At 37.0% G+C, this 17,245-nt stretch carries 18 protein-coding genes; 2 read left to right on the top strand and 16 right to left on the bottom strand.

The window, feature by feature from the left end; all coding sequences use genetic code 11:
* Positions 1-150: 150 nt before the first annotated feature.
* The 8 genes from G4D63_RS19920 to G4D63_RS19885 form a co-directional block, all read right to left on the bottom strand.
* Positions 151-1,356, bottom strand: coding sequence for a DUF2812 domain-containing protein (locus tag G4D63_RS19920; RefSeq protein ID WP_239586033.1), 1,206 nt, complete (start codon positions 1,354-1,356; stop codon positions 151-153).
* A complete protein-coding gene (locus tag G4D63_RS19915) occupies positions 1,343-1,663 on the bottom strand; it encodes a PadR family transcriptional regulator (RefSeq protein ID WP_163181812.1) in 321 nt (106 codons plus the stop codon). The genes G4D63_RS19920 and G4D63_RS19915 overlap by 14 nt, the downstream gene beginning before the upstream one ends.
* 181 nt (positions 1,664-1,844) lie before the next feature.
* On the bottom strand, positions 1,845-2,588 hold the full coding sequence (locus G4D63_RS19910) for an anthrax toxin lethal factor-related metalloendopeptidase (protein WP_163181811.1): 744 nt from the start codon (positions 2,586-2,588) through the stop codon (positions 1,845-1,847).
* A 145-nt stretch (positions 2,589-2,733) separates the two neighbouring features.
* Positions 2,734-3,327: a YpjP family protein gene (locus tag G4D63_RS19905; RefSeq protein WP_163181810.1), complete on the bottom strand. Its 594-nt coding sequence runs from the start codon at positions 3,325-3,327 to the stop codon at positions 2,734-2,736.
* A 356-nt stretch (positions 3,328-3,683) separates the two neighbouring features.
* Positions 3,684-3,815 (bottom strand): YuzL family protein, encoded by a 132-nt coding sequence (locus G4D63_RS19900; RefSeq protein WP_163181809.1) that lies wholly within the window; start codon positions 3,813-3,815, stop codon positions 3,684-3,686.
* Positions 3,816-3,882: 67 nt separating this feature from the next.
* Positions 3,883-4,659, bottom strand: coding sequence for a class I SAM-dependent methyltransferase (locus tag G4D63_RS19895; RefSeq protein WP_163181808.1), 777 nt, complete (start codon positions 4,657-4,659; stop codon positions 3,883-3,885).
* A 137-nt stretch (positions 4,660-4,796) separates the two neighbouring features.
* Complete coding sequence (locus tag G4D63_RS19890) at positions 4,797-5,234, bottom strand: BrxA/BrxB family bacilliredoxin (RefSeq protein ID WP_163181807.1); 438 nt, start codon at positions 5,232-5,234, stop codon at positions 4,797-4,799.
* A gap of 73 nt (positions 5,235-5,307) precedes the next feature.
* Positions 5,308-6,426: a conserved virulence factor C family protein gene (locus tag G4D63_RS19885; RefSeq protein WP_163181806.1), complete on the bottom strand. Its 1,119-nt coding sequence runs from the start codon at positions 6,424-6,426 to the stop codon at positions 5,308-5,310.
* 340 nt (positions 6,427-6,766) lie between these two features.
* Here G4D63_RS19885 and G4D63_RS22190 point away from each other — a divergent pair, with 340 nt between their 5' ends.
* Positions 6,767-7,798 carry a C40 family peptidase gene (locus tag G4D63_RS22190; protein ID WP_163181805.1) on the top strand — a complete coding sequence of 344 codons (1,032 nt, stop codon included), beginning with the start codon at positions 6,767-6,769 and terminating at the stop codon, positions 7,796-7,798.
* 181 nt (positions 7,799-7,979) lie between these two features.
* Here G4D63_RS22190 and G4D63_RS19875 read toward each other — a convergent pair whose 3' ends face one another.
* Genes G4D63_RS19875 through G4D63_RS19860 form a run of 4 tightly spaced genes read right to left on the bottom strand, consistent with a single transcriptional unit; the run spans position 7,980 to position 11,654 of the window.
* Positions 7,980-8,423, bottom strand: coding sequence for a GNAT family N-acetyltransferase (locus tag G4D63_RS19875; protein ID WP_163181804.1), 444 nt, complete (start codon positions 8,421-8,423; stop codon positions 7,980-7,982).
* Positions 8,424-8,458: 35 nt separating this feature from the next.
* Positions 8,459-9,061 carry a molybdenum cofactor guanylyltransferase gene (locus G4D63_RS19870; protein ID WP_163181803.1) on the bottom strand — a complete coding sequence of 201 codons (603 nt, stop codon included), beginning with the start codon at positions 9,059-9,061 and terminating at the stop codon, positions 8,459-8,461.
* A gap of 56 nt (positions 9,062-9,117) precedes the next feature.
* Positions 9,118-11,016 carry an ABC-F family ATP-binding cassette domain-containing protein gene (locus G4D63_RS19865; protein WP_163181802.1) on the bottom strand — a complete coding sequence of 633 codons (1,899 nt, stop codon included), beginning with the start codon at positions 11,014-11,016 and terminating at the stop codon, positions 9,118-9,120.
* Positions 11,013-11,654 (bottom strand): HD domain-containing protein, encoded by a 642-nt coding sequence (locus tag G4D63_RS19860; RefSeq protein WP_163181801.1) that lies wholly within the window; start codon positions 11,652-11,654, stop codon positions 11,013-11,015. Before G4D63_RS19860 ends, G4D63_RS19865 begins: the two co-directional genes overlap by 4 nt.
* A 504-nt stretch (positions 11,655-12,158) precedes the next feature.
* On the opposite strand from G4D63_RS19860, the gene G4D63_RS19855 reads away from it, so the two are divergent.
* A complete protein-coding gene (locus G4D63_RS19855) occupies positions 12,159-12,392 on the top strand; it encodes a hypothetical protein (protein ID WP_163181800.1) in 234 nt (77 codons plus the stop codon).
* Between the two features lie 8 nt (positions 12,393-12,400).
* On the opposite strand, the gene G4D63_RS19850 is transcribed toward G4D63_RS19855, so the two are convergent.
* The 4 genes from G4D63_RS19850 to G4D63_RS19835 form a co-directional block, all read right to left on the bottom strand.
* Complete coding sequence (locus G4D63_RS19850) at positions 12,401-13,240, bottom strand: DegV family protein (protein WP_163181799.1); 840 nt, start codon at positions 13,238-13,240, stop codon at positions 12,401-12,403.
* 111 nt (positions 13,241-13,351) lie between these two features.
* Entirely contained in the window at positions 13,352-13,831 is a 480-nt protein-coding gene (locus tag G4D63_RS19845; RefSeq protein ID WP_163181798.1) for a hypothetical protein, read from the bottom strand.
* 14 nt (positions 13,832-13,845) lie between these two features.
* Positions 13,846-15,102: a helix-turn-helix transcriptional regulator gene (locus G4D63_RS19840; RefSeq protein ID WP_163181797.1), complete on the bottom strand. Its 1,257-nt coding sequence runs from the start codon at positions 15,100-15,102 to the stop codon at positions 13,846-13,848.
* Positions 15,103-15,292: 190 nt separating this feature from the next.
* On the bottom strand, positions 15,293-17,206 hold the full coding sequence (locus G4D63_RS19835) for a S8 family serine peptidase (RefSeq protein ID WP_163181796.1): 1,914 nt from the start codon (positions 17,204-17,206) through the stop codon (positions 15,293-15,295).
* Positions 17,207-17,245 lie beyond the last annotated feature (39 nt).

Here is a 17,245-nt window from a genome sequence, read left to right as displayed (position 1 = left end):
CTTTTACTTGCAAAACACACCAGAAGAAGATGATGCTAGCAGCAGTCACAAATCTTGCTCAGATCAATGACTGCTATTGTGTTATATCGCAGTCTACAATGATAGATTAATATAGAAAGTATGGTTGCAAAAACATAATACATTAGAGTATTATTCCGAAATAAATTTAATCTTCTCTACTGTGTTTTCTACAACGGAATTTATATCAGCATAGCCATGATAACTTACATACATGACTGCCTTTCCTTTGGCGGCAAACACTTCTTTCCATTCCCTATCTTCATGAACAATCAAAAGATCCAAATCCGGATGTTCTGTCTCAACATAATCTTCGCTATCCTCTTCATATCTATATCTTTCTATCAAATCTACTATCAAATTATCAGCTAAAGCAGGTATATTTAGCTGATACACCTCTGTTCTAATAGTTGGTGTATATTCACCGCTTTTGTCCTCCCACATCTTCCCTGGGACAATTCCCTCTTCATCTGTTTCATAGTGCACGGGTGCCAATGGACTCCAATAATACGAATACCGATTGCCCCAATCTACATTGTCACTCATATAGGTTGGTTCCCCTCGGACCATTGTCGGATTCTCTTCAACATCAGCTAACCTAACAATCGGTAAGTCAAGATTTGTTTCTGCTAATGTTTTTGTATCCATCTTCGTCAGTTGAACGAATGGAACGATAGCACTCATTCCAACGATGAACGTAAATAGAAAAGCGATTGTTGAGTGTAGCCGATAATGCTTCTTCCACGAAGCGTGATGATCTATCGGTTTACCTTCGATAAGTTGTCTTCGTAAAGCACGAATAGATATGGATGCCTGTAGTGAAGTATATGCTGAATAAACTATGAAGATAGATAAAATTGATTGTTGAATTACACCACCATCAATGATTGCAAGGGTTGGAGTTCCATCAAGAAACACAAGAGCAGTTAACATACCTATAAGTAAGACCATTGCAACAACTACTATACTAGCGCTTAGAACTAATCTCTTATCAAGTTCCTTTAAAGTATAAGACTGCTCGGCGGGATCTGTATGAAGCTCTGGTGCATTAAGCTCTTCAGGTGATGAGAATACATGAAAAAAGTTATAGCTTGTTACATAATCCCAACCACTCTCTACATACATTTGTTTTTGTTCTGATGTTACCCTCTTCTTTATCGATACATCTATTCTGTACCTCATTTTCTTCGGTTCACCCTTAACAAACTTGGCAAAATGGATCCCCATCTTTTTTAGATGCAATCCCTGATCCGCCATGTCCGCAAACCAACTTTCATGCTCACCAATACGCCAATAATCACTTGGACGAAGTTTGTGTACTGTTTTATTCATTCTCATCACCTTCCTCCAATATCTTGCTGTCATTGATCAAGGATTTCAATCGGTTATACTCAATACGAAGAGCCTGTTCACCTTCTGATGTTATTTTATAGGTTTTCCTTCTCCCATCATCTTCTGCTAACGAAATAAGGCCGTCTTTTTGCATGCGTGAAAGAACTCCATATAATGTTCCTGGTCCCATTTTTAATCTGTCATTTGATACTTCTGTAATAGCTTGCATAAGCTGATAACCATGGTTAGGACGCATTAACGCTAATAGAACATAATACATTGCTTCAGTCATTGGTCCCCCATTATATGCCATTGCCTGCTTCCCTCCTTCGTACCAAATATTTATTATGTTACACGATATATCGTGTAACATAATAATAAATCAAAAATTTTATAGTGTAAATGTAAATTGAGAATATTTTCCTTTATGAATTTACCCATTAAAAAGAGCATTCTCTGTTAAAGAGATGCTCCCCGGTTTTATATCTCAAAGTTTAATGAAAAGTATAAGCAAGCTGTAAGTCAGTTTCCTCTCGCAGTTCGAGTGCCTTCATATATTCATAAGTTTTCGGTGCTTTTTTCACGATCTCTAATTTTGTTTTCCCATTTAAGTAGAACATCGCAAAAACCTCAGCAAAATATTCTTCAGGGTAATCAATAAAATAAGGTTGGTTTGGAAATAGTAAGCGTGCTTCTTCATGCCAAATATCTCTAAACTCTTGTTCGAATCTCAACGAATGAAAGACATGTTGTTCAATCGAATGTGCTAATTCATGTAACTCAAGATTAACAGATCCGTGACTTTCCCCTCTTTGACTATGTCCGATCTTTGCCAATGCCATTTTTGAACCGCCCGCTCCTGGGATTTGATCCCATGTAAGCTGCTTATAGCCTCTAGGCTTTACTCCTTTTAATTGAGTGTAGCCCGGTTGGTTAGTTAACGGACCTTCAAAAAGCTTTAGCTTAACTCCTTGATCAGCAGCCTTCTTAAGAATGGACGGATGAATGCGTGATATTCGGTTGATCATCGAAACTACCTCATCCATTTCATAACTTCCAGTGGGTAGGACAATGATGTTCTTTACATATTGTGTTGTATGTAGCTGAGCTATCTCTTCCAATGCCTTTTGATCATGAACAAGCAGAACTCCACCGCTTGCTTCAGTCTGCTCAAACCCTACAAGTATTGGTATAAATAATAACATCATGATGATCATGATGAAGAGTGTTTTTTTCATAGCTGTTCCATCCCCTCCATATGGCTGTAACAGTTTCAATAGTTTTTAATATTCAGATAATATAATTTTAGCATATTATAAACTAATAGAATAATAGTAAATGATGGTAATGTAGCCCTAAAAAAAGAAGAACACTATGTGTTCTTCAGGAGTGCCAGTTTGGCGGTGTATTTTTATCCCAATAAATCTTACCAAGTTCATGGTGGGTTTGGAAGGAGTCTTCAAATGTATGATAATGGAAGTCAAAATAATATCCTTCTAATGGTGGATGATCTCTTCTTACATGAAAGCGAATAAGATCATGTCCTTGTTGTCCATCATAAATATGAAAGATTTTTTCACTCATACCACCAGTAGGGCGCTTAGAGATCACTAAATTTTGTAATTGCTCTGCTTCAAGTCTTGTAGAAAGAGTAAAAATTACTTCTTCTATTTTTGGTAAAATAACGGTTCTAAATTCATCACCAATCGTTTCTTCGATAACAGGACCAAACTTCATCACCGATTGCTGCTCAGCCTGAAGTGTCGCATATTCTAGGAAGGAAGATGATGTTACAGAATCATCATGTATGTAAGGATCTATTGATTCGTTCTCAAAATGTGTGGTTTCTTCGTAATGATCTGTCTTAGTAGACTCATTGGATTTTTCTTCTGCAATAATTATTTGCGGTGGTGTAACTAGACCGAAAGTAAGGATGGTGAAGATTACAACAAACGATTTTCTAATCCATGTTGGCAACGTACTCACCTCTGCTAAGATTGGTTAATTAATTATACTATATTTTAATCTATAATCCTATAAATATAGTTTCATCAATTATTTAGCAATTGCATTTCATAAAATGAGTAAAACATGGTAAGATTAAGAGTACATATAATAATCCTGGAGGAACAAATACATGAACATTGAGTTAATTTTAATGTTGTTAAGCTATTTTACATTAGCTTTCTTCATTTACGCTGCAGCAACTGATTCGGATTAATAAAAAAGGTCAAAGGTGGATCTCACCTTTGACCTTTTTTATTGTCCGTACTGGAATAGTAAAAGGTAGTTATTATGTATGTAAAAAACCCGCTATAAGCGAGTTTTTGAACTTATTGTCTTTTAGTCTTTTTACGTGCAGAGTCACGTGTTACAGAGCCTGTCTCAGTTGTAGTAGTACCTTGACCTTCAACATTAGGAGAGTTTAATGGTCCCTTCGAAGGATCACTTTTGCGTTTAGACATAGGATTCACCTCCATCATCATTAACCTTTCCAACCTACCTAATTATTATCCAGTCCATTCCTTGTCCTTACTCTAGTTCAATTACACCATAATGAAAGTTAGCACTTTTCCTCCGAATTGGTGTAAACCCATGCTTCTCAAAACGAATACTTTTCCAGTGATCCTTTAGAACAATGCGCTTTCTAGCGACTCTTTTTGCCTCGATGATTGTCTGCTCAGAAAGATCATCATATAACGCAAGCTTCTTTACACCTAATAACCCAACCGATTGTTCAATGGATTCCTCAAACATAGGATCAAAATAAATAATATCAAAAGACTTATCATCACTCTTAGTCAAAAACTTTTGATAAGGAGTATGTTGAATCTGTATTGCTCTCATCGCATCATCCATCTCAGGTATTTGACTTTCCCAAGTCTTAAGACCTGTTTTAACCAAGTTAGCTAATGTTTTATTTCCCTCAATACTTGTTACTTGACCACTTTTCCCGACAGCATAACTGGCAACAATAGAATCAGAACCAAGCCCCAATGTACAGTCAAGTAAACTCATCCCTTTTGAAAGCTGACAGGCCTCAACAAATGGATCATGACCTCCACTGATTAGTCTTTTAATTCGGAACATTGCTGAATTAGGATGAAAAAAAATAGGTTGATCTTCACCTGGGATGAACAACTCGATACGATTTTTACCCACAACTAATACTTCCTCAGAAAACTTTTCTTGAATATCTTGGATAGAGTCCCTTCCACGACTTTGAAAAGATTCATTCCACTCTTTTGCTAATTGATGAGCATGTTCCACTAATGAACGATTTGCTCTTGATGATGTTGTGATAATCATTGAATTCTCCTATCAAATGATGAATGAACATATTGTTATTGCCGTACTAATTGGCTAGCCTGAATACAACGTTCCATGTTTTCCAAGGAATTTTAGGAAACCTACTAAAAAAGACGCCTTTACAGGCATCCTTTTTATTATTCGCAGTGTCTTTCAAATGCACTTGTTAAGTTTTTCATAATATCTTCCATTGTGAAGCTTTCAATTTCATGTCTTGGAATAAAGTGCACAACCTGATTCCCTTTTAACAGTGCCATTGAAGGTGAAGAAGGTTCGTACCCTTCAAAGTATTCTCTCATCGTTGCTGTAGCTTCTTTATCTTGACCAGCAAACACAGTAACTAGGTGTTCTGGTTTCTTTTCAGATTGAAGGACTGCTTGAGTAGCTGCTGGTCTCGCTAATCCTGCAGCACAACCACAAACTGAGTTTACAACAACTAACGTTGTCCCAGTTCGGTCTTCTAAGAATTCATGCACTTCTTCACTTGTTGTTAATTCTTGAAATCCTGCATTTACTAGTTCCGCTCTCATTGGTTTAACCACTTGCTTCATATACTCATCATAAGCCATTGACATATATAAACACCCCTTATTTAATCTGATCTTCTTTATTTTTAAGAATACTATATGCTAATTATGTGAGCAACTTTTAAGAGCCTTTTCTACTCTCTGTCATTTGCTTCCATACAGAGCCTTTTGCCTCTTCTCCGCCCTCAATCCGTTCAATAGCGATTTTAATTTGCATACTTACTTCAAATTCTGGGTCGTCCTGAGCTTCCTTTAATGCTGGTAAAGCTGTTTCATCTCCCTCTTCAAAAAGGAACATAGCTGCACGCCAGCGGACTAGCTTATTCTTATCCTTAAGTGCATCCATCATTGGACCAATTGCCTTCTTATTTCCTATATCTGATAAACAGTCACCCGCTGTTCTCCTTACAGTGACAGATGAATCATTTAGTGCCTTAAACAATAAAGGAAGTACAGTCTCACTCTCTATCATCCCTAAATAAACGGTCGCTAATCGTCGGATTGATGCTTTTTCATCTTCCAATGCCTTTTCAAGGACAGGTAGATCAGCTTCTGTTGGGTTCATCTGCTCTAAATGAGCATAACGGTTTGTCCAATCTCCGTCATTCAACATTTCCACTGTTACCTGATAAGTCTTTCGTTGAGTGATCGTATTTTGGTCAGAATGAGCAAGTGTGACTAATCGATTTAGACGTTCCTGTGCATAGGCAGCTGCAATCTCTTCTGCTACTTCAGTTCCGATTTCATCCATTTCTCCATAACGAATTCCTTGTTCCTTCCATTCCCGTTCCATCACCAAGTTAGAGGAAGAGGACTCTGCTTCCATCGCAGCTTTCTTAAATCTTTCTGGTAGACCCACACGTTTCTCGGCCATTCCATCAGACAGTTTAATTTGCATCGGGATTCCCTTAAACATTTGAAGATGAACCTTTACTTCTCCATACGTTTCATTGACCTGTTTTTCAGCAGATTCTACTTTTTCTTCTTCCCCGAAAACCTGGCGAACCTCTGCGAGAATATCCTGCCAATTAAATTTAGAATTTCGTTCGAGGGCTAGGAAATCGGCAACATGATACACCCCTTTAACCCCTTCAATTGCTAATATTGCCTGAATAATTTCGGGAGCTTCCTCCTGATTTTTCTTTGTATAGTTGTTTCGTTCATTACTTTTTAACTCTTGATCAAGAATAACCTTCATCGTATTAGGACTAGGAGTTGGTTCAATAGATTTTATCTTCATCAAAAATTCCTCCATATCTGTTCTTATCAAAATAGTACCATAGTAAATAGATCGAATCCATTCGTAGGTATTACTAAAAGGCGGAAACGCCCGGTTAGATCCGACAAGCAAATGTTCCTGAAAGAAGAAAAGGGTGATTTTTCCTTTTTATTCTTTCAGGGTTATTTGACCTCGAGGATCTGGGCGATGGAGCTAGATTCAACTCTTTTTAGAAACGTACAGATTTGATATAAAAGTACTAAAAACACAAAATTCTGTCATAATCCTTTTTGATTAAAAATATCGATTAAGTAGCTAGAAATTATACAAACATCAAGAAGAACATCTAGGAGGCTAAACCATGAATAAGCGAAATGGGGTGGGAGGAGCACTAGTACTCTCAACAATGGCTGCAGGTTTTATGCTACTTGGACCTGAAAAAGCAAGCGCAGCAGAAGGCCCTCCCGCAATTTCCAATAATGAAGCTGAAAAGGTCAATCAAACTCTTCGGTATGGTCATAAAGGAATGTCTGTAAAATCACTTCAGTTAGAATTAAAAGCCTTGCAATTTTATACAGGAAAAGTTGATGGGGTATACGGTTCAGACACCCAAGCAGCGATCAAAGAATTTCAGTTTGTTCATCACATAAAGGTTGACGGGGTTGCTGGCCCAATGACGTTAAGAAGGCTTTACTTTACCAACGAGGCCAAAACCTATCAGCAATTCACTTCAACAAAGCTACTAAGTGGCGATAAAGGAACACAAGTTGTTCAAGTTCAGGAAAAGCTTCAGAAGCTTGGCTATTATGGTTATTCTGTTGATGGAATTTTTGGTCCATTAACAAAGGATGCGATTACCCATTATCAGCAAAGATATGGAATAAAGGCAGACGGGGTTGCTGGCCCAGACACATTGAAGCATCTATTTGCTAACCAAAATGTCAAAGGTAAAACGATTGTTTCAAAGAAACTGCACGTAGAAGGAAAGAAAATCGTCTCTAAAAAGGTTAAGAACGAGACTACTCATTCAGTTGACGCTTCCGTTATGGGTGTAGCAAAACAGCTAGTTGGTACTCCTTATAAATGGGGTGGGACGACTCCTAGTGGATTTGATTGTAGTGGATTCCTTCAGTACGTATATGCTAAAAAGGGCTTTTCCATTCCAAGAACCGTTAGTGATATCTGGAATTTTGCTGTTTCCGTTTCGAAACCTAGTGTAGGGGATCTCGTCTTTTACCAGACCTATAAAAAAGGCCCTTCTCACGCAGGCATTTATCTAGGTAATGGACAATTTATTCACTCAGGTTCAAAGGGTGTTACCATTAGTAAAATGAACACATCCTACTGGCAACAAAGATATCTTGGTTCAAAGAGAATTGTTCAATATAATTAAAAAACATAAGTTAGTAACATTATACTTATTTAAATTAGGTTAAAATAAAATGAAAGCGCAGAGGTTTTTTGACCTCTGCGTTCTTATTTTAGTTTATTTTTAGTTTAGTTTTATAAATAGGAGACTTAGCAGCAACCTTTTCAAAAGAGCTCTTTATAACACTTTTAAAATAATCCTTCTCTTAAAGTAGTGTTTTTACCATTGTATAAAAACTACTTCCTGGAGGATAATCTTTTACCTCACCTACAATTTCATAACCTTTTGATTCATAAAAAGCACGGGCTTGAAATTCAAAAGTAGTCAATAGCGCCTTTTTAGCACCCTTTTCTTTAGCTGTTTTTTCGGCTTTATTTAAAATAGTACTACCTAAACCTCTACCTCTGTACTCTTTACAAAACCAGAGATCATTAATTTCAACCCAATCCCAATAAACGTCTGCATGTAAGCCACCTATACAAACTCCATCGAGATCTGAAACGATGATATTTATAGGCTGCACCGCTTCTTTTTTTCGTACTTCTTTATGATGTATGGAGTGCTCATTATTGTATTCTTTAATTTTTTCATGTAAGTAGGAGGAAAACTTTTCGTCTTCCTCCAACAAAACCTCTATCTTTACATCCATCTTAATCTCCCCATTTATATTTTTCTATATCGGGATCAGTCGGTGTTTCTTTTATTTATTAACTGCTGATAGGCGTCCTGATCATTAATATTTTGAAAGAGTAGAGGTTCAACCCTTAACTCCGTTTCTGATAAATATAAGGTATTAACCTGTTCTAGCAATGATATGACCCGAAAATTATTATGTTCTAGAAGTTCTTTCATTACTGGCAATGTTGATGAATGATATATTCCAACTAAAGGTTGAAAACGTTCATTTATAACAGGAATAATTGCATCTACTGAAGATTGCCTATAAGAAAGCAGCTTAAAAATGACCTCCTTTTGTATAGCAGGAATATCACAAGATAAGACTACATACCAGTCAGCCTCAGTTTCTTTCATTCCTGAATAGATCCCTGCCATCGGTCCTTTTCCCCTTACTGAAGGATCGTCTAAAATGATAGGTAAGCTGGTGTGGTTTGAAAACTCCTCAGCTAATGTTTCATGGCTAACAATCAATTGAGCGTCTGTTGTATCTTTTAGTGCCAAATAAGATTGCTCCCAAAAAGGGGTTCCTTCATACGTCGCAAAGGCTTTTGGCTTTCCAAATCGTCTAGACTCACCACCAGATAGAATGATCCCAACTGTTTTTCCCATACCTTCACTCCTTTTTCAAAAAAGGACTTCTAGATTAAACTAGAAATCCTTACTTTTTATTGCTGATTTAATTCCTCAACCAACTCTGATAAATACGTCCAGCGATCCATGGCCTCATCAAGTTCTTCCTTGAGCTTTGTTTCTCTCTCTATCAAACTTGATATTTTTCCATAATCTGAGCCTGCCAGCTCAATGCTTTTCGTGATTTCAGCTAGTTGATCCTCTAGTTGAACAATTTTATCTTCTATATTGTCCCAATCCTTTTGTTCTTGGTAGGATAGCTTTCGCTTTTTAGGTTTTTCAACCTTATCCTCCTGTGCAACGATTCTCTTTTCCTTTTCATTCGTAGCCTTTTCCTCATGTTTTTTTAGCTCTAAGTAATCACTATAGGCTCCAAAATAAGTGGAAATCTTGCCTCCACCTTCAACAATCAACAGTTGATTTACTACTTTATCAAGATAAAACCGATCATGAGAAACCGATATAACTACCCCAGGATATTCATCCAGATAGTCCTCTAGAACGGTTAATGTTTCCGTATCTAGATCGTTCGTCGGTTCATCTAGTAGTAACACATTGGGTTCTCCCATTAGGATCTTCAGTAAATAGAGTCTTCTTCTTTCTCCTCCAGAAAGCTTACTAATCGGAGTTCCATGTGTGGAAGGAGGAAATAAGAACCGCTCCAGCATTTGGGAAGCTGATATCGTTGAGCCATCCTTTGTATGAATAACAGAAGATGTTTCTCGAACATAATCAAGCATCCTCTTACTAATATCCATATCTCTATTTTCTTGTGTATAGTAACCGATTTTAACCGTTGATCCTATTTCAATTTCACCTTGATCTGGTAAGAATACACCTGCGACCATATTTAATAAGGTCGATTTCCCCGTACCGTTTCGCCCAATGATGCCAATTCTATCATTCGGCTTAATAATATGGCTAAAGTCTTTAACCAACAAGAGATTATCAAATGACTTTGATACATTAATAAACTCAATTACCTTTTTACCTAGTCGATTCGTAGACAAGCTAACATCGAGCTTCCCAGTTTGAGACGGCCCATCCACTTGCTCTAGCTGTTCAAACCGTTGAATTCTCGCCTTTTGTTTTGTCGTCCGAGCTTTTGCACCCTTTCTCATCCACTCGAGCTCCTGCTTAAAAAGCTGACGATGCTTGTGCCACGACTTTTCCTCTTCTTCTGTTCTAATCGCTTTTGCTTCCAAGAAGTCCGTATAGTTCCCTTGGTAGCTATACAACTTCCCTTGATCTAGTTCGATAATTCGATTTGAAACACGATCTAAAAAATAACGGTCATGAGTAACAAATAATAATGAGCCTTGGTATTTCCCTAGCCATTCCTCTAACCACTCAATTGATTCTGCATCAAGATGGTTCGTCGGCTCATCTAAAATTAATAAATCTGGCATTTCAACCAAGCATTGTGCTAATGCTACACGTTTCTTTTGTCCACCAGATAATTCATTTATGCTTTGATGGAAATTAGTAATCCCGAGTTTTGTTAAAATGGCCTTGGCATTAGAATTTGCATCCCAAGCCTGTAAGGTATCCATCTGTTGTTGAAGATCATAAAGGGTTCGTAAAAGCCCCTCATCAGTTGGGTGAATTTCTAGGTCGGTAATTACTCTTTCATATTCTCTAAGAACTCTATTGGTTGGAGTGTCCTTATGAAAAAGCTGCTGAATCACGGTTAAATGATCCACTAATTCAGGCTGCTGTGACAAAAAGGTAATACTATAATCCTTTGAGGAAGTGATGGAGCCTTCATCTGCTACTTCAGCACCTGCAATAATTTTTAATAATGTAGATTTTCCAGTACCATTTATGCCAATAATTCCAATTCTTTCACTCTCCGTAATGGTAAATGAAATATCTTGAAATAGTTGTTTTTCCACATAACTTTTAGAGACGTTTTCTACTGTTAACATTTTCATGCGTGTCCATTCCATTCCTTCATAAACTGACTTAAAAATTGTTCCATATATTTGTGTCTTTCCGTTGCTAGCCTTTTCCCACTTTCTGTATTCATTAAGTCCTTTAGCTTCAAGAGCTTTTCATAAAAATGATTAATGGGTGTAGACTTTCCGTTCCGATATTCCTCTTTGGTCATATTCTCCCTAACTGGAAGGTCAGGATCATATAAAATATCACCTTTCACCCCTGCATATGCAAACGTTCTTGCAATTCCAATTGCACCAAGTGCATCTATACGATCTGCATCCTGGACAACTAATCCTTCAATAGAAGTAAGAGGTTCTGAATTCCCACCCTTAAATGACATGTTTTGAATGATATACAAGATATGCTTTTTCTTCTCTTGCTCTACTTCGCAGGTATCTAACCAATCTGCTACTCGACGTAAACCTATTTCTTCTGATTCATTTAGCTTTTCGTCAGCAATATCATGCAAAAGGGCAGACATCTCCACAATAAATAAGTCGGCGTTCTCCTGTTTGGCCAACTCTATCGCCGTATTATACACACGGACAATATGCCACCAATCATGACCACTTGGATCGTTTTCCAATATATTCTTTACAAACTCTTGTGTATGTTTTATAACTTCGTTCATGATCTACTCCTTAGTCCTAAACAATTACACTTATTTTATCATTAAAAAGAAAAAGGAGGAATTTTAATGTGGACAATTCGCCAATTCATGATTTAGACCATAAACTGTTATAAAATATATTTGGTTTCTTTCTAATACTATTAAAATACTGTTTTAAACTTGGTATTGATTTTCGTTGCAGGACACTCGCTTTCCGCGGGGCGTGCGGTGAGCCTCCTCGGCGTGCGCCTGCGGGGTCTCACCAAGGACAAAGTGATTTCCTTTGTCCCTATGTCACGCTGCTCCCGCGCTTGCACAGGATGTGCTGACCTCTGCGTTTGCCACAGGACATGGCAGCTTTTAGCAGAGGTTCCTTACACTCGTATCCTTCCACTACAATCAACTCTGCTAAAAATCAACATATGTACTTTAACAAACCCATAAAAAAAAAGATAGGTAGTCTAATAAGTAAGACTAACTATCTATAAAGTTTAATTTAAAATTTAGTTGTTGGAGGTAAACAAAATGGTAGGAAATCGAGAAATTGGAACAGCTTGGTACGGAAGACATGTAGTAATTATAAAATGTATGCCCTTACAAAACCAGTTTATCGGCATGAACAAGAGCCTTCATGCTCCAACAGAACCACCTTCACATAATTGTGCAGAAACACTTGCACAGTATTTAAGCATTGGGTATGAGTTGATTTCTACCTATTCAGTTTCTCCAAACGAAGTACACTATGTACTTAAAAAATAATAATAGATCTACTGGTACCAACTGATTCCAAAGGTATTCGCTCCAGCATGAACACCAATAACAGGTCCTAGTGGGCATAATTGGATTTCTAGATCTGGAAAATCAACTTGTAATCTTTCTTTCCACACATTGGCAACATCAGGAGTTCTTCCATAAATTAAAGATAAGTTTGAAATAGAAGGATCCTCTGCTTTTGCCTTTACAAAAATATCAACCATCCGTTGATGGGCTTTCTTTTCCGTACGAACCTTCTCCGCTGTCTCTAATTCCCCATCGTTTACATACAGAATCGGTTTAATCTTCAAGGCAGAACCAATTAGAAATTGTGCGGCATTCATTCTTCCACCACGATGTAACTGCTCGAGGCTTCCAATCGTAACATATGTTTCATGATGATTCGCTAATCTAGTTAGCTCCTCAACAATGGCATTATACTCGGTTCCTTCCTCTTGAAGCTGTATGCCACGTGATATCAGTTTACCCATCGGTAGAGATAAAATTTTTGAATCAATTACACTTATCTGAGCATCTACCATTTGTGAACCTTGTAAGCTAGACGAATATGTACCACTCAGTTTACTAGATAAATGAACGGAGATGATGGCATCATACTTGTCCTTTATAGATTCATATAGTTCCGCAAAGACCCCGACCGCAGGCTGTGACGAAGTTGGTAGCTGAGGAGAGCTTTCCAGTTTTTGGAAAAATTCTTCTAATGTCAAATCTTTGCCATCCAAATATTCTTTGTCATTGAACATAATTAATAAAGGTACAATATAAATATCAGGATGGTCCTTTAGATGCTCATCCAAATAGACCGTACTATCTGTAACCCAAGCAATTTTCAAATAAACAACCCCCTTTACTTCAAAGTATAATGAATTCTCTGTAAATATTCATTAAATAGTTTAAAATAATATAAAAAAGCTACCAGGATAGGTAGCCACTAGTAAGATATATTATATTGATAAACTACTTGCTGTTGGGTCTGGATGTTTGTCCACTGCTGCTAATAGGAAACTCTTTGCGGTTAGGTCTGGATGTTTATCCACTGCTGCTAATAAGAAACTCTTTGCGGTTGGGTCTGGATGTTTATCCACTGCTGCTAATAAGAAACTCTTTGCGGTTGGGTCTGGATGTTTATCTACTGCTGCTAATAAGAAACTCTTTGCGGTTGGGTCTGGATGTTTATCTACTGCTGCTAATAAGAAACTCTTTGCGGTTGGGTCTGGGTGTTTATCTACTGCTGCTAGTAAGAAACTACTTGCGGTTGGATCTGGGTGTTTATCTACTGCTGCTAATAAGAAACTCTTTGCGGTTGGGTCTGGGTGCTTATCCACTGCAGCAAAACTGTCATTTACCTGCGAAGTTCCATTTATAAAAAGTGAAATAACTATTGCACCAAAACTTAGTATTTTAAATAAAGATTTCTTTTTCAAAATAATCTCTCCCTTTATATATTGCTTATTTTCTTTAAGGCATTATTAGAAACTTTTAAGTAAAAGCTCGCCTGTTTGTATTTGTATTTCTTTTCATAATATAAAGAAAGTATTTCAGAATAATCTGCTACGTATTTAAAACTTTTATTAGCTTCAAAAAATGGAATAACCTTCTCTTTTAAGAAATCTTCGAATTCAGGAGTTTGCTCCGTCATTAGATATCTGTAGCATTTAAAATGATAATAATATTCTTCGTCCTCTGCATCTACTAATTTTTCAAAGCCTTTATTTACCCATTTAATACCATTCTTAAAATCATTATTATTATAATAGGCAACAATTATAGAATAGATAGATGGGTATGTTTGTTTGTAATTTTCAACCTCATGAAAGCAAATACTTTTTTCATAATGTTTAATTGCTAAATCTGTTTTCCCTTGAATAGAGTATAAATATCCAAGATTATGATGTATGAACCCTTTGATATTAGCATTATTTAATGTAGTTGCAATCTTATCAGCTAATATATAACTCTCTTCAGCTTTTTTAAACTCATTACTTCTGCGGTATGAAATACCTAATAGAATCTGGCATTCTGCACTTCGTTTGTAATTATAATGAGCTTGATAGATAGCTAGAGCCTGATTTGTATAATTAATACATAAAGATGCTTTCCAAAGCTGGCTACTTGTTAATCCTAATGAATAGTAAAGATCCGCTTCTTCCCATTTCTCGAAAACATTTCTTATTAAAATGCTTTCTGCTTTTTTATAGAAGTCGTATGCTTCACTATACTTTTCCTCAATATAGTGAAATAATCCTGAAAATTTACTAAGGTAATAGTTTAGATCTTCTGTAAAAATATCCGAGATCTCATGTAGTTTGTCTAGTGACTTTTTGGCCTCGTTCATTTTACGGAGATGTAGGTAGTATCTTAGTTCGAATAACATAAAATAGACTAGTGAAGTTGAGTCTTTTGAAGTATTGGATTTTTCCTTCATTAATGGATAGAGCTTCTCTATTTCTTCTTTATCTCCACCAACCAACATTTTGTACCAGTCATTCAACTCGTCTAAAAGGGTCGGTTCCTCCTCGTCTATGAATCGTATTCCTAGTCTTTCGCATAGCATATCTACTACTTCGAGGCTTGGTAGACTTTGGTTATTCTCGATTTTTGATAGGTAGGAAACGGAGATGACTCCACTGGCCAGATCTTCTTGTGTTTTATTCTGTTGGATTCTAAAAAAACGAATGCGATCTCCTATTTTCATCTTTATCAACTCCGATGTATTTCTATATAAAATATACCATATAATTCTTTTTTCACAGTCATTTTTTGAAATATCGAAGGTTGGGAAAGTTGGGGTCCAAAAATAAGAATAATTCATGTTTTTCGACCCCGACTTTCCCAACATTTAAAGAAAAGATAGCCCTAATAGGAAATAGAGCTATCAAAAATAGTTAATTTAGCACAGCAAGTGAGAAATCTTGACTACCAGAAGGCACATTATAAGCATCAATCTCAATTGTGTATGTACCTTTTTCAGAGAGTGTAATAAATACATTTTCTACATTATTCTTGGAATCCCAATTATTATTATATGGACTAGAGAAGTCATTCCCTACATACACCTTTCCACTTGGAGATGTAATAATTAAGTCTAGATCATTTACTAGTGTGGTAGCTGCTGAGGTACTTCCTGGGTAATCCGTCCAAACTAAAGAAATCTTCAGTTCATCTGTCCCATCAGCTGTATATGAATATTTCGCTGTTTCTCCAGTTCGTAATGATCTTGATTCGTTAATAAAGCCAATATTAAGCGATTGATCTAAAGACACACGTCCCCAGCCTTGGTTATTACTAGGATAGCCTTCTCCCATATTAACAGCTCCTGCAATTAATGCGGCCTTAACTAAAGAAGGTTTAGGAGTCACTCCTCGGTTGTCCATAAAGTGTTCTCTTAACAATGCGACACTTCCTGCAACAATAGGAGTTGCCATTGAAGTTCCGCCCATGTACGCATACTTGCTATTATAATTTCCCCAGAAGGAAGAATCCGGTGCAAGTGATGATCTTGCAGATAGGATATACGTACCTGGTGCCATTACATCTGGTTTGATACGCCCATCAGATGTTGGTCCACGTGACGAGAATACTGCGACATCGTTAGGGTTATCTGCATAGCTCCCAAAACTAGAGCGGTTATTTTCAGAAGCACCAACAGTAATTGCATTTTTTGCAGTACCAGGAGCACTAATCGTTTGACTACCTGATCCTTCATTCCCCGCTGCAAATAATAGAGTCATATCCGTGTTCCATACATACTCATCTACTTGTCTAGAATCTGTTGTATAAGCACCATTAACGGGAGCTCCCCAAGAGTTCGTATGAATTCTTGCTCCAGCATTATACGCCTGTGAGAATAAGGTTTTTAAATCACTTGGTAATCCACCTAATCCGCCAGAACTATCCATGATGGATTGAAATACTAAATTAGCTCGTGGGGCCATTCCTTTTGCCATGGAACCGTTTCCTAGAACAGATCCAGCAACATGCGTTCCATGTCCATTAGGATCGCTTGAATTATTTGTTCTACCCCATGCGTAGATATTGGTAATGTGTCCTCTGAAAGCCTCATGCATAGAACTATCATTTCTTCCTGTATCTAACCCTGTATCAGCTACGGCTACTGTTTGACCATAACCATCCAATCCATACGTGCTTTGTACATTGTTTACTTTAATGATTTTAGCAGCTTCATCATTTAAAAGCTTATATTCATAGTCCTTTGAAACAAACACCACATCATTTTTATACCCATACTGCAACAGTTCAGTAATACCTTTAGCGGTTACCTTTTCTTTTTTACCTTTTACTGTTTGTATAGTGGCTTTGATTACATCTGATGCACCGTGTTCAAATAACTGCGGGTCGAATTTGTAAAGTGGTAGAAGTGCTTCGACGCTTTCTACATTTTTAATATTTTTTACTTTTGAGAGATTACTAGATGAGCTGTTAATGATAAATGCATAATCTGGGATATAATCTCCTACCTCAACTCCTGCATCCACTAGTGCTTGTCTTTCACTTTCTGTAATCGGTCCATTAAACTGTACAACATACAGCGTATTATCTGAAGGAACTTCTCTTAGTTTCTTCTCAATACCTTTAGGAATTTTGACTAGCTGATCTTGAATTAGAAATTTAGCCTTCCCCACAGATAGCTTCTCCCTCTCGTAGCTTGACTGTTTTACCTCAATGAATGAAATCTCTCCATTTGAGGCATTTGAGGTACTTGCTCCTGTAAATGCAAGTGATGTCATAAGCGTTGCCGTTGTTAACGTAGCAAAAATCACGTTTCTTTTTTTCATCATCTCATCCTCTCTTTATGTTTTGTCTAAAGCTATGCCTCC

Source organism: Bacillus mesophilus (assembly GCF_011008845.1).
Classification (GTDB): Bacteria; Bacillota; Bacilli; order Bacillales; family SA4; genus Bacillus_BS; species Bacillus_BS mesophilus.
Note: the sequence above shows the minus strand (reverse complement) of the source record. Positions and strands in the feature narration are given on the sequence as shown.